Below are 22781 nucleotides of genomic sequence, written 5' to 3' on the forward strand. Positions count from 1 at the left end.
AGATGGCAGCTAAAGAGGTCGTATTCGGCGACAGCGCACGTGCCAAGATGGTTGAAGGCGTGAACATTCTTGCCAACGCAGTGAAGGTCACGCTGGGTCCGAAGGGCCGCAACGTCGTGCTCGAACGCAGCTTCGGCGGCCCGACGGTCACGAAAGATGGCGTGTCGGTCGCCAAGGAAATCGAACTTGACGACAAGCTCCTGAACATGGGCGCGCAAATGGTCAAGGAAGTGGCTTCCAGGACCAGCGACAACGCCGGTGACGGCACGACGACGGCTACGGTCCTCGCTCAGTCCATCGTTCGCGAAGGTATGAGATACGTCGCATCGGGCATGGCCCCGATGGACCTCAAGCGCGGCATCGACAAAGCCGTGCTCGCAGTAGTCGAAGAGCTGCGCAAGATCAGCAAGCCCTGCACGACGACCAAGGAAATCGCCCAAGTCGGCTCGATTTCGGCTAACAGCGACGCGTCGATCGGTGACCGCATCGCCGAAGCCATGGACAAAGTCGGCAAGGAAGGCGTCATCACGGTTGAAGACGGCAAGTCGCTCGCCGACGAACTCGAAGTCGTGGAAGGCATGCAGTTCGACCGCGGCTACCTGTCGCCGTACTTCATCAACAACCCCGACAAGCAAGTCGCCGTGCTCGAGAACCCGTTCGTGCTGCTGCACGACAAGAAGGTTTCGAACATCCGTGATCTGCTGCCGGTGCTCGAGCAAGTCGCGAAGGCCGGCCGTCCGCTGCTGATCATCGCGGAAGACGTCGAAGGCGAAGCGCTCGCCACGCTGGTCGTGAACAACATCCGCGGCATCCTGAAGACCGTTGCGGTCAAGGCGCCTGGCTTCGGTGACCGTCGCAAGGCGATGCTCGAAGACATCGCGATCCTGACGGGCGGCCAAGTGATCGCCGAGGAAACGGGTCTTACGCTCGAGAAGGCGACGCTGGAAGAGCTCGGCCAAGCCAAGCGTATCGAAGTGGCCAAGGAAAACACGACGATCATCGACGGTGCAGGCGTGAGCGCCAACATCGAGGCGCGTGTGAAGCAAATCCGCACGCAAATCGAAGAAGCAACGTCGGACTACGATCGCGAAAAGCTGCAAGAGCGTGTGGCGAAGCTGGCTGGCGGCGTGGCGGTGATCAAGGTCGGTGCTGCCACCGAAGTCGAAATGAAGGAAAAGAAGGCGCGTGTCGAAGACGCGCTGCACGCTACGCGCGCAGCCGTTGAAGAAGGCATCGTGCCGGGCGGCGGCGTTGCACTGATCCGTGCGCGTGCTGCCATCGCCACGGTCAAGGGTGCGAACCCCGACCAGGACGCCGGCATCAAGATCGTCCTGCGCGCGATGGAAGAGCCGCTGCGTCAAATCGTCCAAAACGGTGGCGGAGAACCGAGCGTCGTCGTGGCTGCCGTTGCTGCTGGCAAGGGCAACTTCGGCTACAACGCTGCCACGGACGAGTACGGCGATCTGGTCGAAGCCGGTGTGGTCGATCCGACGAAGGTGACGCGCACGGCGCTGCAAAACGCCGCTTCGGTTGCAGGTCTTCTGCTGACGACGGACGCCGCCATTGCCGAGTTGCCGAAGAAGGATGGACCGATGCCTGGTGGCGGCATGCCCGGCGGTATGGGCGGCATGGGCATGGACATGTAATTTCGGCTTAGGTCGAACGTGCATGGAGGGGCGCGCCTTACGGCGCGTTCCCTCGAAAAAAAACCGCGTCACCTATGTGATGCGGTTTTTTTTCGTCCATACCGTGGGCCGCCGATCGTTGACGGGGGCCCGCGCGATTGCTCCCGGCTCAGGCAGGCGGCAGCCGGTTGCGCGGCAGGTTCGGCACGTGCTTTGCTCGAAACACTTCGCCGTCCTCGTCGCGCGCCCAGAAAAACCGGTCGGGCAAGTAGGCGCCCATGCCGGGGCGGAAAGCGTGGCGCGCGGCTTGATACAGATATTCCTGCGCCGCGCGGGCAGCTTCGGCAGGCTCCATTCCGTTGGCGAGCAGGGCGGCAATTGCGGCGCCGAGCGTATCGGTCATACCCATCAAGCGATGAGCAGGGCGATCCCAGAGGTCTTGCCGCAACTGGCCTTCTTCGCTAAACAGCGTGTTGACGAGCCGATGCGCGCCGGTTTGCATCGACAGAATGTATTCGGTGCCCTGCGACAGCAAATGAGCCGTTGCGGCATCGAGGCTCGGCGACTCAGCGTCGCCATCGGGCTGGGCCAGTGCGGCGAGTGTGGCGTGATCGGCGACGAGCACCGTCGTTTGCGGCGCGAGCAGGTCGGCAATCGATTCGCGCAGTTCGTCGGCAGCCAGCACATGCTCATCGTCGAGTGTGAAATCGGGTGCGAGGATCAGCGGAATGTCGTCATAGTCGGATACCACCTCGGCAATCGCGCTAACCACTTCGGCGCGCGTGGCCGCGCCGATCTTGAAAGCGGCGATCGGCATATCTTCGAGCAGCATGCGCGCCTGCGTGGCCACGACATCGGGGTCGAGCCCTGTGACTTCATCGCAACTCGCCGAGTCGCGCACCGTGTAGCCGGTGAGCACGGAGACGCAGTGGCAGCCCATGCTGGCAAGCGTGAGCAGATCGGCTTGAATGCCGAAGCCGCCGGTTGGGTCCGAAAGGCCGAAGGTGAGGACGATAGGGATAGTGGGAACGGCGCTTGGCATGGCAATGAAGCTGGGAACGGAAGTCCAAATGGCGGTGAGCGGGGGCGCAAAGCGCGGTCGGCTCAATTATGCGGCTTTATTTCATCTGATGGCACCATCTGCGTGCAAACGGCAAAGGCATAGCCAGTGCAGCCTCAAAAACGGTACCATCATGGCTCTTTGATTAACGGACCTTTCGCGCGGCATAAGAATGGAATACAAAAGCTGGATGTGCCTCATTTGTGGCTGGATCTACGACGAAGAGGCCGGTTTGCCGGAAGAGGGGATCGCGCCCGGCACGCGGTGGGAAGATGTCCCGCTCAACTGGACGTGCCCCGAGTGCGGAGCGCGCAAGGAAGACTTCGAGATGGTCCAGATCTGATCTGATCGTCGGCGCGAGTGGTCTGCGGCAAGCCGCTCGTTTCATTACGCGTGTCGGGTGTCGAATGTTGCGGTGTTGCGCGGGTCACGCGCCTTTCTCATGAGCTCTTTCCTCACGTCGAACTTCGAAGCCTTGCCGAACCCTCGCGGAGGGGCCGTTCGCGCGGCCGAAAGTGGGCTCGACGAAGCACGGCAGGCGGTTGATTCGCATGCGGCGCCCGGCTCTGCCCTGCTGCGCGCGGCGAAGGCGCTCGGCCAGGCAGGATGGTCGCCGGCGCAGCGCTACGTCGATACCCTCGTGTTGGCTTCGCCTTTTGCCGATGGTGAACTGATGCCCGCATTCCGCGCCGCGCTCGATGATTTTCGTGCGGCGCTCATGCGGCGCAATCTACGCGAGCTTGCTTGTTCGCCGGTGTTGTTCGAGCACTATCGCGGCCTCAATGTGCATCTCGCCGTGCATACCGGGGCAAGCGGCGTTACCTATGAAGAGTTCGCGCTCGTCGGGCGGCCGATTGCGCCGGCCACGCTGCGAGCACTTGCGCCCACGCAGTTGGCGCGCTTGCGCGCCTGCTACGAGGGTGCGCTGCTCGGCGGGCTGCGCGGGCAAGTCCCCGCAGCGGGCGCACTCGATGAACTGGACGGCTATATCGCCCAACTCGCGGGAGACGATCCGTATGACGTTTGGCGGTTGGCCGCGGGTTGCGCGCGAGCGCTGCGCGTGGCGGGGCGTGCCGCGTCGGGGGCGGCAGAGGTGAAGCGGTTTTATGCGCGTTGCAACCTGCTGCTCGCGGAGCAGGTGCGCGGCCTGACGTTCGCACCACGCTCGTTCGTGCGTGCCGTGCTGGCGCTGCTCTGGCGCGACTACGCGCTTTACGGCGCGGCGGCTGAGGACGTCGAGGAAGTCGCGCTTTTGAACGACTACGGGTTGACGGTCGACTGGCATGTTGCGGCCACGCAGGATTCCGAGGCGCTTTGGGAGGCCGGTGCGGCACGCGCCGAGCAAACGGCCGTTCGAGATGCGGCTCAGGTACGCGAACTCGGGGTACTTGCCCTGAACGTCCATGCCTATGAGGACTTTTTGCAGACGGCGGATGCGTCCATGACGACGCTGGCGAGCGAGACCGGCGCCCGCGCGGCCGATGCCACAGCCGACGCCGCGGGTGCGATGCGTGCGTCGGATGCGGCGTATCGGCTTGGCGCGGCCGGATGTGCGCTTGGCCTTGGGCACGTGGCCGCGTTGGCCGATGCGCTTGGGTTGGCTTGGCGGCTCAGTGCGCACGCGTGGAGCGCTGACATGCCGAGCCGCGCGCCTGCGCCCGCTGCGGTCGAAGCCGGTGCCGAAGCGCTGCGCGCGATGCTGTTGCGCGTGGCGGCCGGCGTCGCACCGCCCGAGTCGGCCGGTGCGCTGAGTGCGCTGACGCAAGCCATCGAGCGCGCGGGGCCGGCGCCCACCTACCGTGTTTCTTGATCCGCGCACGCGTTCTCCCTCGTTGGGTATCTTCGATTGTTTCGGTACAGCGCGTGCGCATCGCCATACGCTCGACCGATGCGGCCGGCGAGCGTGATAGAGTGTGCGGTAAATATGGCATGTCGCCCAGCGGCGGCGCGGCGTGCGGCACATTTCGGTGTGCGCCGTTGTGTCCAGCGCCGCGAAGTCAGGGGGCGATTCCGCATTGTCTTTGCTAGAATTCGAACCATGTCCAAGAGTAACGATCGCATCAACCTGACCAACCAGTTCTTGATCGCCATGCCGAACATGGCCGATCCCACGTTCTCCGGGACGGTGGTCTATCTTTGCGATCACAGCGAACGTGGTGCGCTCGGCCTCGTCATCAACCGGCCGACCGATATCGACCTCGAATCGCTGTTCAGCCGCATAGATCTGAAGCTCGCAATCGAGCCGCTTTTGCATATCCCCGTGTACTTCGGCGGTCCGGTGCAAACCGAGCGCGGCTTCGTGCTGCATGACCCGGTCGAAGGCAGTTCATACACATCGTCGATGGCGGTGGAGGGCGGTCTCGAAATGACGACGTCGAAAGACGTCCTCGAGGCCGTCGCAAGCGGCAAGGGCCCCGAGCGCTTTTTGCTGACGCTCGGCCATGCCGGCTGGGGTGCCGGCCAGCTCGAAGAAGAAATTTCGAAGAACGGCTGGCTGACCGTGGAAGCCGATCCGCGCATCGTGTTCGATGTGCCCGCCGAAGAGCGGTTCGAGGCGGCGCTTGGGTTGCTTGGCGTATCGCCGTCGATGCTTTCCGGCGACGCGGGACACGCATGAACCTGCCCATCGGGCGAGAGACGACGCTGCTTGCCTTCGACTACGGCGAAAAGCGCATCGGCGTCGCAATCGGCAACTCACTTACACGGCAAGCACGCGCGCTGCTCGTTGTTCCCAATCGCAATCGCGACTATCGCTTCGAGGCCGTCGGCAAACTGATCGGCGAATGGAGGCCGGACGCGCTTGTCGTCGGCCTGCCGTTGCACCCGGACGGCACACCGCACGACATGACGCGGCTCGCCAAGCGTTTTGGCAATCAGTTGAACGGGCGTTTCAATCTGCCGGTCAACTGGGTCGACGAACGCTACAGTTCTGTCGATGCCGAAGCCGACATGCGCGCGGCCGGTATCCCCGCCGCGATGCTCGATGCCGAGGCGGCCCGCATCATTCTTCAACAATATCTGGACGGACTTTCCGATGAGTTGCATTGACGCCGAGGCGTTTTATCGCGTCTTGCTCGCGCAAATTCGTGACGCTTACGGCAGCCAGTTCGGCACGCCCGACGCGCCCGCGCTCGCTGGCATCCATAGCGGTGGCGCATGGCTTGCCGAGCGGCTCGCGCTCGATCTGGGTGCCGGCAGCTTCGGCGTCGTCAATGTGGCGCTTCATCGCGACGACTACGCGAAAAAGGGCTTGCACAGCCAAGCCAGCCCGACGTCGTTGCCGTTCGACGTCAACGCCCGGCGCATCGTGCTCGTCGACGATGTCCTTTACACAGGGCGCACGGTGCGCGCGGCGATCAACGAGCTTTACGATTTCGGCCGGCCCGCTGCGGTCGAGCTTGCCGTGTTGGCCGAGCGCGGTGGGCGCGAATTGCCGATTGCCGCACGATTTATCGGCGGGCACGTCGAGGTGGCCGACGACGCAACGCTTGTGCTGACGCGTGAAGGTGAGCGCTTCACATTCCGCACCGAGCCGCGCAGCGACTGATCGGCGCATACCTGACGATCGAATTGTTCAGCGGTACTGACCAACTTGGATGCGATGAATAGCGCAACATTTTCGAGACAGGTGCGGAGCCGACCGCGGACCGCCGACAACCGACCGCCGCGCGCCGTTGAGCAACCACCATTCATTCACGTTTGAAGCAGGGTAGAACATGAACATCGTCCGCCCCGGGCAAGCCGGCGACCGTGCAGCATCGGCAGACCGTTTCCGCTACGGCTTCCTGAAGGGCAATCCGCAACTGACGAAAAACGGCGAACTCAAGCATTTGCTGAGCATCGAAGGCCTGCCGCGCGCGATCGTCACGCATATTCTCGATACGGCCGAGCAGTTCGTCAGCGTGACGGACCGGGAAGTGAAGAAGGTGCCGCTGTTACGCGGCAAGTCCGTCTTCAATTTGTTCTTCGAGAACTCCACTCGCACGCGTACCACCTTCGAAATTGCGGCGAAGCGTCTGTCGGCCGACGTAATCAATTTGAACATCAACGCCTCGTCCACGAGCAAGGGCGAATCGCTGCTCGATACGATCAACAATTTGTCGGCGATGCATGCCGACATGTTCGTCGTGCGTCACGCATCGAGCGGCGCGCCGTATCTGATTGCCGAGCATTGCGCCCCTCACGTGCACGTGATCAATGCCGGCGACGGCCGCCATGCGCACCCGACGCAGGGCCTGCTCGACATGTACACCATTCGCCACTACAAGCGCGATTTCACGAAGCTGCGTGTGGCGATCGTCGGCGACATCCTTCACTCGCGCGTGGCGCGCTCCGACATCCACGCATTGACGACACTCGGCGTGCCCGAGGTGCGTGCCGTCGGGCCGCGCACGCTGTTGCCGGGCGGGCTCGAGCAAATGGGCGTGCGCGTTATTCATAACCTCGACGAAGGATTGGCGGACGTCGACGTCATCATCATGTTGCGTTTGCAAAACGAGCGAATGAGCGGAGCACTGCTGCCTTCCGCGCAGGAGTACTTCAAGAGCTGGGGGCTGACGCCGGAGCGTCTGTCGCGCGCGAAGCCCGATGCAATCGTCATGCATCCCGGGCCGATGAACCGCGGCGTCGAAATCGACTCGCAGGTGGCCGATGGCCCGCAATCGGTGATTCTCGATCAGGTCACGTTTGGCATTGCGGTGCGCATGGCCGTCATGGGCATCGTGGCCGGCAACAACGACTAACGACTAACGACGACCGAAAGACGAAAAACAAAGGCAGCGCATGAAGATTCATATCGAAGGCGGCACGCTGATCGACCCGACGGCCGGCGCCGAGCGGCAAGCGGATGTGTTTATCGCTGACGGCAAGATCGCGGCGATCGGTGCGGCACCGGCCGGGTTCGAAGCAACGAAGCATATTGCGGCGCAGGGTTTGTATGTGGCGCCGGGTCTCGTCGATCTATCGGCGCGCCTGCGCGAGCCGGGCTACGAGCACAAGGCCACGCTCGAATCCGAGACCGCGGCGGCGCTGGCGGGCGGCGTGACGAGTCTCGTATGTCCGCCCGATACCGACCCGGTGCTCGACGAGCCCGGTCTCGTCGAGATGCTCAAATTTCGTGCGCTGAACCTTGATCGCGTGCATGTTTATCCGCTCGGCGCGCTGACGGTCGGTCTCAAAGGGCAGACCATCACCGAGATGGTCGCGTTGACCGAAGCCGGATGTGTCGGTTTTTCGCAGGCTGACGCCGTGATCGTCGACACGCAGGTTCTGCTTCGCGCATTGCAGTATGCGAGCACGTACGGCTACACAACATGGCTGCGGCCGAAAGATGCCTACCTCGGCAAGAACGGCGTGGCCGCGAGCGGCCCGGTGGCATCCCGTATGGGCTTGGCCGGCGTACCTGTCGCGGCCGAAACGATTGCGCTGCATACGATTTTCGAATTGATGCGCGTCACCGGTGCGCGTGTGCATGTCTCGCATTTATCGTCGGCAGCGGGCGTTGCACTCGTGCGCGAAGCCAAGGCCGAAGGGTTGTCCGTGAGTTGCGACGTCTCGGCTAATCACGTGCATTTGATCGATGTCGATATCGGCTACTTCGATTCGCAATTCCGCCTAGATCCACCGTTGCGCACGCAGCGCGATCGCGACGCGATTCGTGCGGGGCTCGCAGACGGCACCATCGACGCTATTTGCTCGAACCACACGCCTGTCGACGACGACGAGAAGCTGTTGCCGTTCGACGAGGCGACACCGGGCGCGACCGGTCTCGAGTTGCTGCTGTCGCTGACGGTGAAATGGGCTGACGAAGCAAACGTGCCGCTAGCCAAAGCAATGAGCCGCGTGACGGTTTCGCCTGCCGCCGTGTCGAACTTGCCGGCGGGCCGCATCGAGGTGGGTGCGGCCGCCGATCTATGCATCTTCGATCGCAATGCCCATTGGCGCGTCGAGCCGCGCGTGCTCAAGAGCCAGGGGCATAACACGCCGTTTCTCGGGTACGAGTTGCCCGCGCGTGTGCGGGCGACGGTCGTCGCGGGCCGCGTCGCGTTCGAGCAGGCCTGAAAACCCAAGCCCTAGCCGGACGAAGATCGACATGAAGCTCGCGCTCGCCAAAATACGACTCGCGCTGCATCTGCTGCATGGCATGTGGACCGTGGCCACGTGCTTTCCGCGCGCATCGGCCGAGCGCAAGCTCGCGCTCACGCGTGCGTGGTCAATCAAGATGCTGCGTCTGGCCGGAATGAAGCTGGTGGTCCACCATGACGAGGCACGGCTCGACCATCGCGCGCTCGTCGTCGGCAACCACATTTCGTGGATCGATATTTACGTGATCAACGCGTGGCGGCCCACGCCATTCGTTTCCAAGGCCGAGGTACGCGGTTGGCCCGTGGTCGGTTGGCTTGCGCATCAGCTCGGCACCGTGTTCGTTCACCGCGAAAAGCGCAAAGACGCGCATCGGACGATGCATGAGATGGCCGCGCGGCTCGATGCAGGCGAGGTGATGTGTCTGTTCGCGGAGGGCACGACGTCCGATGGTCTGGCGTTGCTGCCTTTTCATGCGAATCTTTTCCAGGCAGCCGTGTCGTCAGGTTGCGCGGTGCAGCCCATCTGCCTCCTTTATCAGGACGCCGAAGGAAAACAGTCGACGGCGCCCGCGTATATCAACGATATGTCGCTTGGGGAATCGGTCGATGCGGTGTTGCGCCGTGGGCCGTTGACAGCGCATTTGTATGTGGGCAAGCCGATCGAGCCGATGGCCGATCGGCGCGCACTCGCAGCGGCGGCCAGAGAGGCCGTGGCAGCGGGCCTCTCCGAGTTGCAGTCGCAGCATCTTGCCGCGCCGGGGGCCACGCTTCACGCCGGTAATGCCGATGATGCGAGCAATGCCGCCGATGTGCCCGATACGCTTGGCGGGGCGACATACGAGCGGGCCGACTGACGACTAAAACGCCATCAACCGGTAACGACGCGCAGCGGCCTCACGTTCGCATTCACGAAGGCATTTTATGAAACCGAGCGGCCGCAACGCAGCCCGTGTGGTTACCGATTATTTCGGCAGTCGTCGCACTCGACTTGCACAACAGTGCGTTTGGCCGGATCGCTATCCAGCCGAACGGCCGTTAAACGCTCGCCCCACACACAGCCAGAATCGAGCCCGACCACGTTTTCGCGCAATATCAGCCCGAGTGCGGCCCAGTGTCCAAAGACGACCGTCATGTCCGACGTGCGGCGATCGGGCACTTCGAACCAAGGCAGGAAACCGGCTGGGCCGTGTGCGAGCGTGCCGTTCGCGCTGAATTCCATCTCGCCGTCGGGCGAGCAAAAGCGCAGGCGCGTGAACGCGTTGAATGCGACGCGCAGGCGGTCCGTTCGTTTCAGATTGGGCGACCACCGGTTCGGCCCTTTTTCGTAGAACGTGGCCAGCGTTTCGCGCCAGTTGTCGGCGCGCAATGCCCGGTGCAATTCATCGGCGAATTCGAGCACGAGCGTCGCGTCCCATTGCGGCAACACGCCGGCGTGAACCATCAACATATTGTTCTCGACGTGGGCGAATGGCCGGTGCCGCAGCCAGTCGAGCAATTCAGCCGCATCGGGCGCCGCGAGGATTTCGCCGAGCGTATCGTCGGCCCGTTGACGGCGGATGCCGGCCGATACGGCCAGCAAATGCAGATCGTGATTACCGAGCACGACGGTTGCACGCGACCCAAAACCTACGATTTCGCGCAATGTCGCGAGCGATTCCGGGCCGCGGTTGATCAAGTCGCCGGCGAACCACAGCGGTGTGTCGTTGGGCAATGTCAGTTCGGCGAGCAGGCGTCGCAGCGGGGCGAGGCATCCTTGCAGGTCGCCAAAGGCGTAAGGGGCAGCTGTAGTGTCCATGGTTACGGAGTGCAAGTGGGCGCAGAGGGCACCCTCAAGTTTTGAGGGCCTGCAGCCGTATAATTAGCTGATTATTTGTCGAACGCGCGGCTGAATCCGTAGTCAAGCGCGTTTAGCCGAACGTAGCCAAACCAAGCGGGTACATCGGCCATGGAGGCGTGCCTCACCGCTAGCAAAGAGCGGGCCGTCGAACTGGCTCCGAGCGACGGGGGCATTGTACGCACACTCCGGCACGAGCGTTGCCGGCCGCGCATTTTTGAGGAACCCCATGATCCTGGTAACGGGCGGCGCAGGCTTTATCGGCGCGAATTATGTGTTGGATTGGCTTAGCAATGGCCATTCCGATGAAGCCGTGCTGAACGTCGACAAGCTGACGTATGCGGGGAACCTGCGTACCCTGGCGCCGCTCGCGGGCGACGCGCGCCACATCTTCGCACGCGGCGATATCTGCGACGGCCCCTGGCTCGATACGTTGCTCGCGCAACACAAGCCGCGTGCCGTCGTGCATTTCGCCGCCGAAAGCCACGTCGACCGGTCAATCCACGGGCCTGCCGATTTCGTTCAAACGAATATCGTTGGCACGTTCACGCTGCTCGAAGCGGTGCGCCGATATTGGGGCGGACTTGATGGCGCGGCGCGCGCTGCCTTTCGTTTTTTGCATGTTTCGACGGACGAAGTGTTCGGCTCGTTGTCGCCCGCTGATCCTCAGTTCTCCGAAACAACGCCCTATGCGCCGAACAGCCCTTATTCGGCGACGAAAGCGGGCTCCGACCATCTCGTGCGCGCCTATCATCACACGTATGGGTTGCCGACACTGACGACAAACTGCTCGAACAATTACGGGCCTTATCAGTTCCCGGAAAAACTGATCCCGTTGATGATTGCGAATGCATTGGCTGGCAAGCCGCTACCGGTGTATGGCGATGGGCTCAATGTGCGCGATTGGCTCTACGTTGGCGATCATTGCGCGGCTGTGCGCGAGGTGCTTGCGCGCGGCGAGCCAGGCGAGACTTACAACGTCGGCGGATGGAACGAGAAAACGAACATCGAGGTCGTGCAGACGATTTGCGATTTACTCGATCATCTTCGTCCGAAAGCGAATGGTTCGTACTCCGAACAAATTACCTTTGTGAAGGATCGGCCGGGCCATGATCGGCGTTATGCGATCGATGCTGGCAAGATCGAACGAACCCTCGGATGGAAGCCGGCCGAGACGTTCGAAACGGGCATGGGCAAGACCGTGCGCTGGTATCTCGACAATCAGGCGTGGGTGAACGAAGTCGCTTCGGGCGAGTACCGAAAGTGGGTTGAAACGAACTACGCGCAGCGCGCTTGAAGGAGCGGCCATGGCACGAAAAGGCATCATCCTCGCAGGCGGCTCGGGCACGCGCCTTTACCCGATTACGCATGCCGTATCGAAGCAACTGCTGCCGGTGTACGACAAGCCGATGATCTATTACCCGCTATCGACGTTGATGGTGGCGGGCATTCGCGAAGTGTTGATCATCTCGACGCCGCAAGACACGCCTCGCTTCGAAGCGATGCTCGGCGACGGCAGCCAGTGGGGCATGAGCCTCCAATACGCTGTGCAACCCACGCCGGACGGGCTTGCGCAGGCGTTCATCATCGGGCGCGATTTCGTTGGCGGCAAGCCGTCTGCGCTGATTCTCGGCGACAACATCTTTTACGGACACGACCTCGTAAGCCAGCTCGAGCGGGCGAACGAACATCATGCCGGCGCCACGGTCTTCGCCTATCACGTACAGGACCCTGAACGATACGGTGTCGTCGAATTCGATGCCAGGTTTCGTGCTTTATCGATCGAAGAAAAGCCCGCGCTACCGCGCTCGAATTATGCGGTGACGGGGCTTTACTTCTACGACGAGCACGTTTGCGAAATCGCCAAGAGCATTACGCCTTCCACGCGCGGTGAACTCGAAATCACCGACGTGAATTCGCGCTATCTGCAAGACGGTGCGCTTAACGTCGAGATCATGGGGCGCGGTTATGCGTGGCTCGATACCGGCACGCACGATTCGCTGATCGAAGCGGCAACGTTCATTGCCACGCTGCAAAAGCGCCAAGGCTTGATGGTGGCGTGCCCTGAGGAAATCGCGTTTCGCCGCAAGTGGATCGATGCCGAACAACTACTCAAGCTGGCCAAGCCGCTGAACAAGAGCAGTTATGGCAGCTATCTTTGCGGCCTTCTCACTGACCAAATAGCATGACCATACAAGTTACCTCGATGTCGCTCGACGGCGTCAAGCTGATCGAACCGAAAGTATTCGGTGATGCACGCGGCTTCTTCTTCGAGAGTTTCAATGCACGTGAATTCGCGCAGAAAGTGCAAGACGGTGTGACTTTCGTGCAAGACAACCACTCGCGCTCGGCCAAGGGTGTGCTGCGTGGGCTCCACTATCAGATCCAGCATGCGCAGGGCAAGCTTGTGCGCGTGACCGAAGGGGAGGTGTTCGACGTCGTCGTCGATCTGCGCCGCGCATCGCCCACGTTCGGCAAGTGGGACGGCATCGTGCTGTCGAGCGAGAATTACCGGCAACTGTGGATTCCGCCCGGTTTTGCGCATGGGTTCGTGGTACTGTCCCAGTCCGCCGAGTTTCTGTATAAGACGACGGACTATTGGTATCCCGAGTTCGAACGCTGTCTGATTTGGAATGACGCGCAGGTGGGCATCGAATGGCCGATTGATTTCGAGCCTGTGCTAGCGGCGAAAGATGTTGCTGGCCGTTCGCTGGCCGATGCGGATTTATTCGATTCGGACTGATCGATCCGGTTCGTCAACACATATTCAAAGATGGAAATGGTATTGAATGATTCTTCTCGGCCAGCGCCTCGACGGGTGTTGATCACCGGCGTTCGCGGCTTCACCGGCACGTACGTGAGCCATGAATTGCGACGTGCCGGTTATGAAATCGTCGGGACGGTGGCGCGTAACGAGAATGTCGGCGAAGACGAGCATTTCCTCGATATTTCGTCATTGCACGAGTGCCGGCGTGTGATCGGCGAAGTGCGCCCGACGCATATCGTGCATATGGCGGCCATTAGCTTCGTTGCACACGACGATCCGCTCGACATGTATCGCGTCAACGTCGTCGGCACATTGAATTTGCTGCGGGCTTGTGTCGATGTCGGATGTCAGCCGGAGAAGATCCTCGTTGCCAGCAGTGCAAACGTGTATGGGAATGCGGAAGGCGTCGTCGATGAAACCGTGCCGCCCGCACCGGTCAACCACTATGCCGCCAGCAAGCTCGCGATGGAGCATTTGGTGCGGACCTGGTTCGACCGCTTGCCCATCGTCGTGACGCGGCCGTTCAATTACACGGGCCGCGGGCAAGAGTCGCGTTTTCTCGTGCCGAAGATCGTCTCGCATTTCGTGCAGCGCAAGCCGTTCATCGAACTCGGCAATCTCGACGTCGCGCGCGATTTCTCCGATGTACGGATGGTTGCGCGTATCTACCGTTCGCTACTGGAAGGCAGCGCAGCCAGTGAGGTCGTCAACGTTTGCAGCGAACGAGCTTACACGTTGCACCGGGTTATCGATATGGTGCGCGAAGAATCGCGTCATGATCTCGACGTGCGCGTGAATCGCGCATTCGTTCGGGACAACGAAGTCAAAATGCTGATCGGCTCGGCGGCGAAATTGCGGCAACTCGTTCCCGATGTCGAGCCCATCGATTTCGCCGATACCATTCGTTGGATGGTTCAACCCGAGCATCATTAGCGTCATTCGTGTGAGCGAGCGTAGCGGGTGCGGCAATTTGTACCTTGTTGCGCCTCTCGGTCGGCAAAATCCGCCTAATTCGCGTGTATCAGATTGTTAGGTGCCTTCGAACGGGCGCCTTGTGCTTCTATAATCTCGTGTCCTCGCTAGCGGACGCGTAATTCCTGCGTGTCGGCGCCGATCATCCGGCATTCGTCCTTGCGTTGCATTCGTATTCGTTCATGTCCGATTTGAACCAACCGATCATTCTCGTCACCGGGGCGTCCGGACAAGTGGGCTTCGAACTCGTGCGCAGCCTTCAAGGGCTAGGCGCTGTGATCGCGCCCGATCGTCACGGGCTCGACCTCGCCGATGCACGGGCGATCGAAATGGCGCTCGCGGCCATCAAGCCTTCGCTGATCGTCAATCCGGCGGCTTATACCGCGGTCGATCAGGCCGAAACGGACGTCGACGCTGCGATGCGCGTGAACGCAACGGCGCCGGGCGTGCTTGCAATGGCCGCCGAGCGGGCAGGTATTCCGTTGATTCACTATTCGACTGATTACGTCTTCGATGGCAGCAAGGCCGCACCCTACGACGAAGCGGATGCGGTCGGCCCGCTCAATGTCTACGGCGAGAGCAAATTGGCCGGCGAGCGCGCGATTGCCAAGACTAGCGCGCCGCATTTGATCTTGCGCACGAGTTGGGTCTATGGCGCACGCGGGCGCAACTTTATGAAGACGATGTTGCGGCTCGGCGCTGAGCGTGCTGAATTGCGGATCGTCGACGATCAATGGGGCGCGCCCACATGGTCGCGCACGATTGCGACGCTAAGCGCGCATATCGTGGCGCAAGCCTTGGCTGTGCCGCGCGAAGAACGCACGCAATGGTGGGCGCAACGAACCGGCACGTACCACCTGAGCGCGGCCGGCGATACGTCGTGGGCCGGTTTTGCGCGGGCGATCTTCCAGCTGGCGTTACCCGCGAAGGCGCCAAACGTCGTCGCGATTGCGTCGAGCGACTATCCGACGCCGGCGCGACGGCCCGCCAGTTCGCGCTTGTCCAATGCCAAATTGGGCGCGACATTCGGCATCAGCGCGCCGCATTGGCGCGAAGCGTTGGCGCTTTGCCTGCAAGAGCGGCAGGCGTGGTGATGAGCGTGTCGGCCGCCAGACCGGCGGTGAATAGAGAGGAAAGATAAATTGGGTGCATTGTTGAATGCGCTGCTTCGATACAGAGGTTTTGTCATCGGCAGCGTGAAACGCGAATTCCAGACGCGCTATCGTACGAGCATGCTCGGCGCGTTGTGGCTCGTGCTGCAACCGTTGGCGTTGATTGTCGTGTACACCGTTATTTTCTCGGAGGTGATGAAATCGAGAATGCCCGGTGTACAGAGCACGTTTGGCTACAGCATCTACCTGTGCGCCGGCGTATTGACCTGGGGGCTCTTCTCCGAAATTGTGTCGCGTGGGCAAAGCGTTTTCGTCGATAACGCCAATCTGCTGAAAAAGCTGAACTTCCCGCGCATCGTGTTGCCCGTGATCGTCACTTGTTCAGCACTCCTTAATTTCGCGATCATCTTCGGACTCTTTCTGATTTTTCTCGTTGCGACGGGAAACTTCCCTGGCGTCGTCTTCCTCGGGCTCATACCGTTGTTGCTGACGCAGGTGTTGTTCGGCATCGGGCTCGGCATGACGTTAGGAGTCCTAAACGTTTTTTTTCGTGACGTCGGCCAGTTCATGGGCATCTTGCTGCAGTTCTGGTTCTGGTTCACGCCTATCGTTTATCCATGGCACGTGTTGCCCGAGAAGGTGAAGCCGTTGATTCGGTTCAATCCGATGGCGAGCCTCGTCGAGGGTTATCAGACCATTTTCGTCAACCGCTTGTGGCCCGACTGGTCGATTGTGTGGCCGGTATTCGTAGCCGGCGTACTGGTCTGCGTGCTGGGTCTTTATCTGTTTCGGCGTCATGCCGCGGAAATGGTCGACGAGTTGTAGTGCAGGGGGGCATCGGGTTTCGATCCATACCCCTCGGATATAATTTGCGCCGTTTGATTCGATATTGTGATGGTTCTTTGCCAAAGCCGTAAAAGCGGTTGCGAAGAACTGGCTTTTGAAAGGAGAGGGAATGACAAGGGCAGTCGTAACCGGCATTACCGGTCAAGATGGAGCGTACTTGACGCAATTGCTGCTCGAGCGTGGCTACGAAGTCTATGGCACCTATCGCCGTACGAGTTCGGTCAACTTCTGGCGCATGGAAGAGGTGGGCGTTCTCGGTCACCCCAAGCTGCACCTTGTCGAGCATGATCTAACCGACCTTGGTTCATCCATCCGCTTGCTCGAATCGGCGCAGCCACGCGAGGTCTATAACCTCGCCGCGCAAAGCTTCGTTGGCGTGTCGTTCGACCAGCCCTGCACCACGGCGCAGATTACCGGCGTGGGCGCGTTGAACTTGCTCGAAGCCATTCGCATTGTCGACCGCTCGATTCGCTTCTATCAGGCTTCCACTTCCGAAATGTTCGGCAAGGTGCAGGCTGTTCCGCAAAAGGAAAGCACGCCGTTTTATCCGCGTAGCCCGTACGGTGTGGCCAAGCTCTATGCACACTGGATGACCGTGAATTATCGGGAGTCGTACGATATTTTTGGTTCGAGCGGCATCTTGTTCAATCATGAATCGCCGCTGCGTGGGCGCGAGTTCGTCACGCGCAAGATCACCGATTCCGCCGCGAAGATTTCGCTTGGCAAGCTCGACATGTTGGAACTCGGCAATCTCGACGCCAAGCGCGATTGGGGCTTTGCAAAGGAGTATGTCGAAGGTATGTGGCGCATGCTGCAGGCCGACGAACCCGACACGTTCGTGCTGGCTACGAACCGTACCGAGACCGTGCGTGACTTCGTGTCGATGGCTTTTAAGGCAACGGGTACGGAATTGCAGTGGCGTGGCGAAGGCGAGAAAGAAGAAGGTGTGAATGCAGCCGACGGCAAAGTGCTCGTTCGCGTGAATCCGAAGTTCTATCGGCCGGCCGAAGTGGAATTGCTGATTGGCGACCCGGCGAGGGCCAAGGAAAAGCTTGGCTGGGAACCGAAGACGTCGCTCGAGGAACTGTGCCAGATGATGGTGCAAGCCGATTTGCGCAGAAATGAAATCGGGTTTTCGTTCTAACGAAGCCATTGAACGCGTCGACTCGTAACAGCGGACCCGATCTTATGGGCAGTATCTCCGTACAAAACGTCAGCAAAGCGTACAAGCAATACGCTTCACGCTTTGGGCGATTGGTTGAATGGATGGCGCCGGGGCAGGTTGTCCGGCACCAACTGAAATGGATATTGCGCGATATCAGCTTCGAGGTGAGGCAGGGCGAGGCAGTGGGCATCGTCGGCATCAACGGTGCCGGCAAGAGCACGTTGCTCAAGATGATTACCGGCACCACGCAGCCTACGCAAGGCGGTATCAGCGTGACAGGGCGCGTTGCTGCGATGCTCGAATTGGGGATGGGGTTTCACCCTGACTTCACGGGGCGCAACAACGTCATCATGGCCGGGCAACTGCTTGGCTATTCGGTCGACGAGATCAACGCGAATATGGCCAGCATCGAAGCGTTCGCGGAAATTGGCGATGCGATCGATCAACCGGTGCGCGTGTATTCGAGCGGTATGCAAATGCGGCTCGCGTTCAGTGTGGCCACGTTTCGCCGGCCCGACATCCTGATCGTCGACGAAGCGTTGTCCGTCGGGGACGCCTATTTTCAGCACAAGAGTTTCGATCGCATTCGTTCGTATCGTGAAGAGGGCACCACGCTGCTGATCGTTTCGCACGATAAGACGGCCATCCAATCGATTTGCGATCGCGCTATTTTGTTGAACGAAGGGCGCCTCGAAAAGCAGGGCGACCCCGAAGAGATTTTCGATTACTACAACGCACTGCTTGCCGATCGCGAAGGCAAGACCGTCAAGCAAGTGCGCGGCGACGACGGCAAGACGCGAACGATATCCGGCACCGGCGAGGCGACCGTCAACGAAATTCGCTTGGTCGATGCGGAGGGCAAGCGCGTCGAGATTATCGATGTGGGTAGCGAAGTGGCGTTGGAGGTCGATGTATCGGTGCACGAGAACGTGCCGGACCTCGTGCTTGGATATGCGATCAAAGACCGCCTCGGGCAGCCGATTTTCGGTACCAACACGCGTTTTCTTGCGCAGCCTTCGCCAGCGCGAGTTGCATATGCCGCAGGCGAGCGCATCAAATATCGGTTTGCATTCACCGCCAATCTTGGCGAGGGCAATTATTCGGTGGCGGTGGCGCTACATGCCGGCGACACTCATGTGGGAAGGAACTACGAATGGCGTGACCATGCCATCGTTTTCCAGGTGCTCAATATGTCTAAAAAGAAGTTCGTTGGCTGTGCGTGGATGGAGCCCGAACTGAGCACGGTAAGTTACCAACTATAAAGAGGCGCGGGGATATGCTGTCAGACGATTTTTATCGGGCGCTCGAAGAGCGCTTTCGCGGGACGAAAGAGACCATCAAGGCGCGACAGAGCATTTATCTGCCGGTCGTTCAAGCGTTGCATGCCACGGTTGACAAGAAGGCGCTTGATGTCGGATGCGGTCGCGGAGAATGGCTCGAGTTGTTGGGCGAGCACGGCATTCCGGCTGAGGGTCTCGATCTGAACGAAGAATTCGTCGAGGCAGGGCGGGCTGCGGGGTTGTCGGTGACGAAGGCGGACGCGATGCAGTTTTTGGCTTCGCAGCCGGCGAATGCATACGGACTGGTCAGCGCATTCCACGTCGTCGAGCATCTGGGCTTCGACAACTTATTGGCATTTTTGAAAGAGGCGCACCGCGTGCTTGACGATGGGGGCGCGATTCTTCTCGAAACGCCGAACCCGGCCAATTTAGTTGTGGGTGCCTGTAACTTCTATCTCGACCCCACGCACGAGCGGCCCATTCCGTCAGTACTACTAAGCTTTGCCTGCGAATATTCGGGATTCGAGAGTGCGGTTGTCGTTCCGGTCAATCGTGGTGTGGTTCGCAACGACCTCGAAATGATGCCGATCGAGCTTGCCGGCGCAACAGTAATTAACAAAGTTGTCTCAGTGCTCGACGATAATCTGATGCAGGCGCCAGATTATGCGGTGATCGCGTTCAAGCGGCACAACCCGGAGCTTGTCGCGACTGCCCAGTCGTTGGTGAGTGGATCCTTGCTCGCAGTATCGAAGAGAGAAGAGGACAGCGTGGATCTGTTGAATCTGACCGTTGTCGAGGCCCAAGCGGAGGTTCGCAGATGGCAAGAGCGGGCGTATCAGGCCGAGCTCCGGATTCGTGATTTCGAGTTGAAGTTGAGTGAGGCGGAGCGCCGCGCCGAAGCCGAACGATTCAGGATCGAACAGCGCGCCGCGACGGCCGAGGTGGAGATCGTGAGCCTGCAGGATCAGATCAACGCCATGTATAACAGCCGAAGCTGGCGCCTGTCCGCGCCCGTTCGCCTGGGCGGCATGGTGCTTCGCAAAGCGCCGGTATCGAGACCTGCTGCCAAGCGCCTCGTTACGCTGGGCCTGTTGCACGCTGCCGCATACGTGCGTTGCCGGCCGGTATTGAAAGCGCGCTTATCGACGGTGCTGTCGCGCTTTCCGAAGCTGCGTTCGCGCCTCGTGGGCGCGCTTGGCATCGATGCGCTTCGTGGCGTTGCCGGCAATGGGGTTGACGAAGTCGATTCTGTCGACCGCCTGACGGCTCGTGGGCGCAAAGTCTACGCCGATCTGACGAAAGCGAAAGACAGCAGTAACAGTACCCCGTAAATCAACGTTAGGACGACTATGCGCATCGTATTGGACCTTCAAGGCTGCCAATCCGCGAGCAGATTTCGAGGTATTGGCCGATATAGCATGGCGTTGGCCAAGTCGATTATCAGGAACGCGGGCGCACACGAAATATGGGTCATCCTCAGCGATGCATTTCCCGATTCGATAGAGTGCATTCGCGCCTCCTTGGCGGGGCTGCTTCCCAGCGAGCGGATCGTCGTGTTTTCCGTTCCGCCACTCACGCCCTATGTCGGGTCGAAGAACTGGCGTGTGGGCGCCGCCCAACTCATTCGCGAATACGCAATCGCCGAGCTTGAACCGGACCTGGTCCATATCAGCAGTTTGTTCGAAGGGTACGTCGACCAGTCGACGAGTTCGGTGAAGGCATTCGACGCCGATATCATTACGGCCGTTACCCTGTATGACCTCATTCCATTTCTGAACCCCGAGCGATATTTGGCGGACACTGGTGTCAGACGGCATTACTACGAGAAGATCGACGCGTTGAAGCGCGCCGATGTGCTGCTTGCGATATCGCAGTACTGCGCGGAGGAGGCATCTCGCGAACTTGGGATTCCCGGCGAGCGGATCATCAATATCTCGTCTGGCGTGTCGAATATATTTAAGCGACTTGATGTTTCAGCGGCGCAGGCGGGCGATTTGCTTCGCCGCTACTCGCTTGATCGTCCGTTCATCATGTCGACTGGGATTGTCGAGCCTCGCAAGAATTTCGAACGGCTCATCGTGGCTTATTCGAAACTTCCGACGGAGGTTCGGCATCGGCACCAGTTGTTCCTCGCGTGTCAGGCAACCGAAGCACAGGCCATCAAGCTAAGGGGAATTGCCAAGGCGAACGGTGTGGGGCATGACGAGTTGGTGCTGGGAAACTATATCCCTGACGACGATCTTGTCGCGCTTTATAACCAATGTAGCTTGTTTGTGTTTCCGTCGCTGCACGAAGGTTTTGGCCTGCCGGCGTTGGAAGCGATGGCCACGGGCGCTGCCGTCATCGGTTCGAATACGACGAGCATTCCCGAAGTCATTGCGCGCGAAGATGCGCTGTTCGATCCGCGGAACGTCTCGCAGATGGTGTCGCTGATGCGCCGCGTGCTCACCGATGACGATTTCGCCCTTTCGCTGCGCGAGGATGCGCAAATTCGCGCGCGCCGTTTTTCTTGGGACGAGACGGGGCGACGCACCGTCCAAGCATTTGAAGCGGCATATGCGGCTCGCGTGGCGGGGATAAGCGCCGCCGAAGGGGCCACTGCGAATTTGCACCACCGCCGCGAGGCCGCCGAAAACCGCTATCACCGCTTGATTGACTCGCTGAGAAAGCTCGATGCGTCGGCGCTTGATTCCGATTGCCTCGTGGCTGCGGATGCTATTGCGTCCAACCAACGTGCGGATCGTGACCGGCAATTTCTGATTGATGTATCTGTTCTGTCGGAGATTGACGCGAAGTCGGGCATTCAACGAGTCACGCGTGCGATTCTGCGTCAGTTTCTGATGGCGCCGCCGCCGGGATGGCGGGTTCGGCCCGTGAGGCTGGAGCGCTCGACAATGGCTTATCGGTACGCCAATCAGTTTTGGCGGTCGCTCGATTTTGCCAGCGACGCATCGCACGATGACGACGATTGGGTTGATACTCAACCGGGAGACGTTTTTCTTGGGCTCGATCTGGTCGCGGATCGGATACCTGCTGCTGAGCGATGGTTTCTCAAACAACGGCAGCGCGGCGTGCAGATTCATTTCGTCGTGTATGACTTGCTACCGGTCAGGCGTCCCGAATGGTTCCATGAGGGAATTGCCGGATGCTTTCCGCCGTGGTTGAAGACAATCGCTACCGTTGCGGACGGGCTTATCGGAATTTCCCGTGCCGTGGCCGACGATGTGAAGGACTGGCTCGATTCGTCGGGGGTCGCGCGGTTGCGCGAACTCAAGCTTGGGTATTTCCATCTTGGCGCTGATATGGAGAGTAGCCAACCGTCACGGGGCGTGCCGGAGAACGCGGTGACGCTTATCGATGCGATGCGAGCGAAGCCGACGTTTTTGTTGGTGGGCACCGTCGAGCCGCGCAAGGGACATGATCAGGCGATCGCCGCGTTCGATGCACTGTGGGCGGCGGGTGCGGATGTGAATCTGACTGTCGTTGGGAAAGCAGGGTGGGGTTTGAATGGGTTCGACCGCGTGCTCAACACTCATCCGGAGACCGGGAAACGTTTCTTCTGGATTCAGGGTGCAAGCGACGAATATCTCGATCAGATCTACGAAGCTGCGTCTTGTTTGATTGTTGCTTCGAAAGGCGAGGGGTTTGGATTGCCGCTCATCGAGGCGGCACAAAAAGGACTTCCGATTATCGCTCGTGATATACCGGTGTTTCGTGAAGTGGCCGGGGACCATGCGCTGTATTTCGACGGTGAAGGCGCGGAGGTGCTGACGGACTGCGTTCGGGAATGGTTGCGGTTGCGTGATGCGGGCACTATCCCCGCTTCTTCGGGAATGCGCTGGCTGACGTGGGAGCAGAGTGCCCTCCGGCTGAGCAACGTCATCTTGGGTAACGCTTGGTATGCGAATTGGGGAGCTGTTGCGGCGATGGCGGGATAAATTTTTATTGGTTGCGGTTACATATTCCGGAGCTACACTGCTTTGCTCGGCGGTCAGTATCAACTGCTTTAGCTGTTGCTTACTTAACGAAAAGCGAGC

At 60.3% G+C, this 22781-nt stretch carries 21 protein-coding genes; 19 read left to right on the forward strand and 2 right to left on the reverse strand.

Features of this window, described 5'->3' with window-relative positions; all coding sequences use genetic code 11:
• Positions 1–2 precede the first annotated feature (2 nt).
• A complete protein-coding gene (groL, locus tag ACSQ20_RS04415; protein WP_436017802.1) occupies positions 3–1646 on the forward strand; it encodes a chaperonin GroEL in 1644 nt (547 codons plus the stop codon).
• 148 nt (positions 1647–1794) lie between these two features.
• Here groL and ACSQ20_RS04420 read toward each other — a convergent pair whose 3' ends face one another.
• A complete protein-coding gene (locus tag ACSQ20_RS04420; RefSeq protein ID WP_436017804.1) occupies positions 1795–2667 on the reverse strand; it encodes a hydroxymethylpyrimidine/phosphomethylpyrimidine kinase in 873 nt (290 codons plus the stop codon).
• A 190-nt stretch (positions 2668–2857) separates the two neighbouring features.
• On the opposite strand from ACSQ20_RS04420, the gene ACSQ20_RS04425 reads away from it, so the two are divergent.
• From ACSQ20_RS04425 to ACSQ20_RS04460, 8 genes are all read left to right on the forward strand, one after another.
• Complete coding sequence (locus tag ACSQ20_RS04425; RefSeq protein ID WP_436017806.1) at positions 2858–3028, forward strand: rubredoxin; 171 nt, start codon at positions 2858–2860, stop codon at positions 3026–3028.
• Between the two features lie 99 nt (positions 3029–3127).
• The gene (locus tag ACSQ20_RS04430) at positions 3128–4495 is read left to right on the forward strand and encodes a hypothetical protein (protein WP_436017808.1); all 1368 of its coding nucleotides are present in this window, start codon (positions 3128–3130) and stop codon (positions 4493–4495) included.
• Positions 4496–4723: 228 nt separating this feature from the next.
• Positions 4724–5302, forward strand: a complete 579-nt coding sequence (locus tag ACSQ20_RS04435) for a YqgE/AlgH family protein (protein ID WP_436017810.1) — start codon at positions 4724–4726, stop codon at positions 5300–5302.
• Entirely contained in the window at positions 5299–5733 is a 435-nt protein-coding gene (gene ruvX / locus ACSQ20_RS04440) for a Holliday junction resolvase RuvX (RefSeq protein ID WP_436017812.1), read from the forward strand. The genes ACSQ20_RS04435 and ruvX overlap by 4 nt, the downstream gene beginning before the upstream one ends.
• Positions 5720–6232 (forward strand): bifunctional pyr operon transcriptional regulator/uracil phosphoribosyltransferase PyrR, encoded by a 513-nt coding sequence (pyrR, locus tag ACSQ20_RS04445; RefSeq protein WP_436017814.1) that lies wholly within the window; start codon positions 5720–5722, stop codon positions 6230–6232. Before ruvX ends, pyrR begins: the two co-directional genes overlap by 14 nt.
• 169 nt (positions 6233–6401) lie before the next feature.
• The gene (locus tag ACSQ20_RS04450) at positions 6402–7427 is read left to right on the forward strand and encodes an aspartate carbamoyltransferase catalytic subunit (RefSeq protein ID WP_436017816.1); all 1026 of its coding nucleotides are present in this window, start codon (positions 6402–6404) and stop codon (positions 7425–7427) included.
• A gap of 40 nt (positions 7428–7467) precedes the next feature.
• Positions 7468–8745, forward strand: a complete 1278-nt coding sequence (locus tag ACSQ20_RS04455) for a dihydroorotase (protein WP_436017818.1) — start codon at positions 7468–7470, stop codon at positions 8743–8745.
• Positions 8746–8776: 31 nt separating this feature from the next.
• A complete protein-coding gene (locus ACSQ20_RS04460) occupies positions 8777–9622 on the forward strand; it encodes a lysophospholipid acyltransferase family protein (protein WP_436017820.1) in 846 nt (281 codons plus the stop codon).
• A gap of 101 nt (positions 9623–9723) precedes the next feature.
• Here the strand turns inward: ACSQ20_RS04460 and ACSQ20_RS04465 are convergent, their stop codons facing one another.
• Positions 9724–10563 carry a symmetrical bis(5'-nucleosyl)-tetraphosphatase gene (locus ACSQ20_RS04465; protein WP_436017822.1) on the reverse strand — a complete coding sequence of 280 codons (840 nt, stop codon included), beginning with the start codon at positions 10561–10563 and terminating at the stop codon, positions 9724–9726.
• Positions 10564–10831: 268 nt separating this feature from the next.
• On the opposite strand from ACSQ20_RS04465, the gene rfbB reads away from it, so the two are divergent.
• From rfbB to ACSQ20_RS04515, 10 genes are all read left to right on the forward strand, one after another.
• The gene (gene rfbB, locus ACSQ20_RS04470; protein WP_436017824.1) at positions 10832–11899 is read left to right on the forward strand and encodes a dTDP-glucose 4,6-dehydratase; all 1068 of its coding nucleotides are present in this window, start codon (positions 10832–10834) and stop codon (positions 11897–11899) included.
• Between the two features lie 10 nt (positions 11900–11909).
• On the forward strand, positions 11910–12791 hold the full coding sequence (rfbA, locus tag ACSQ20_RS04475) for a glucose-1-phosphate thymidylyltransferase RfbA (RefSeq protein WP_436017826.1): 882 nt from the start codon (positions 11910–11912) through the stop codon (positions 12789–12791).
• Positions 12788–13345: a dTDP-4-dehydrorhamnose 3,5-epimerase gene (rfbC, locus tag ACSQ20_RS04480; RefSeq protein ID WP_436017828.1), complete on the forward strand. Its 558-nt coding sequence runs from the start codon at positions 12788–12790 to the stop codon at positions 13343–13345. The genes rfbA and rfbC overlap by 4 nt, the downstream gene beginning before the upstream one ends.
• Positions 13346–13387: 42 nt before the next feature.
• On the forward strand, positions 13388–14302 hold the full coding sequence (locus ACSQ20_RS04485) for an NAD-dependent epimerase/dehydratase family protein (RefSeq protein ID WP_436017830.1): 915 nt from the start codon (positions 13388–13390) through the stop codon (positions 14300–14302).
• 221 nt (positions 14303–14523) lie between these two features.
• Positions 14524–15435 carry a dTDP-4-dehydrorhamnose reductase gene (gene rfbD / locus ACSQ20_RS04490; protein WP_436017835.1) on the forward strand — a complete coding sequence of 304 codons (912 nt, stop codon included), beginning with the start codon at positions 14524–14526 and terminating at the stop codon, positions 15433–15435.
• Positions 15436–15483: 48 nt separating this feature from the next.
• Positions 15484–16278, forward strand: a complete 795-nt coding sequence (locus ACSQ20_RS04495; protein WP_436017837.1) for an ABC transporter permease — start codon at positions 15484–15486, stop codon at positions 16276–16278.
• A 130-nt stretch (positions 16279–16408) separates the two neighbouring features.
• Positions 16409–17443 carry a GDP-mannose 4,6-dehydratase gene (gene gmd, locus ACSQ20_RS04500; protein WP_436017839.1) on the forward strand — a complete coding sequence of 345 codons (1035 nt, stop codon included), beginning with the start codon at positions 16409–16411 and terminating at the stop codon, positions 17441–17443.
• A gap of 44 nt (positions 17444–17487) precedes the next feature.
• Complete coding sequence (locus ACSQ20_RS04505; protein ID WP_436017841.1) at positions 17488–18726, forward strand: ABC transporter ATP-binding protein; 1239 nt, start codon at positions 17488–17490, stop codon at positions 18724–18726.
• A gap of 14 nt (positions 18727–18740) precedes the next feature.
• On the forward strand, positions 18741–20075 hold the full coding sequence (locus ACSQ20_RS04510; RefSeq protein ID WP_436017843.1) for a class I SAM-dependent methyltransferase: 1335 nt from the start codon (positions 18741–18743) through the stop codon (positions 20073–20075).
• A gap of 18 nt (positions 20076–20093) precedes the next feature.
• Entirely contained in the window at positions 20094–22682 is a 2589-nt protein-coding gene (locus ACSQ20_RS04515; protein ID WP_436017845.1) for a glycosyltransferase family 4 protein, read from the forward strand.
• Positions 22683–22781: the final 99 nt, after the last annotated feature.

Origin of the sequence: Trinickia sp. LjRoot230 (genome assembly GCF_964253315.1) — a bacterium.
In the GTDB taxonomy this organism is placed as follows: Bacteria; Pseudomonadota; Gammaproteobacteria; order Burkholderiales; family Burkholderiaceae; genus Trinickia.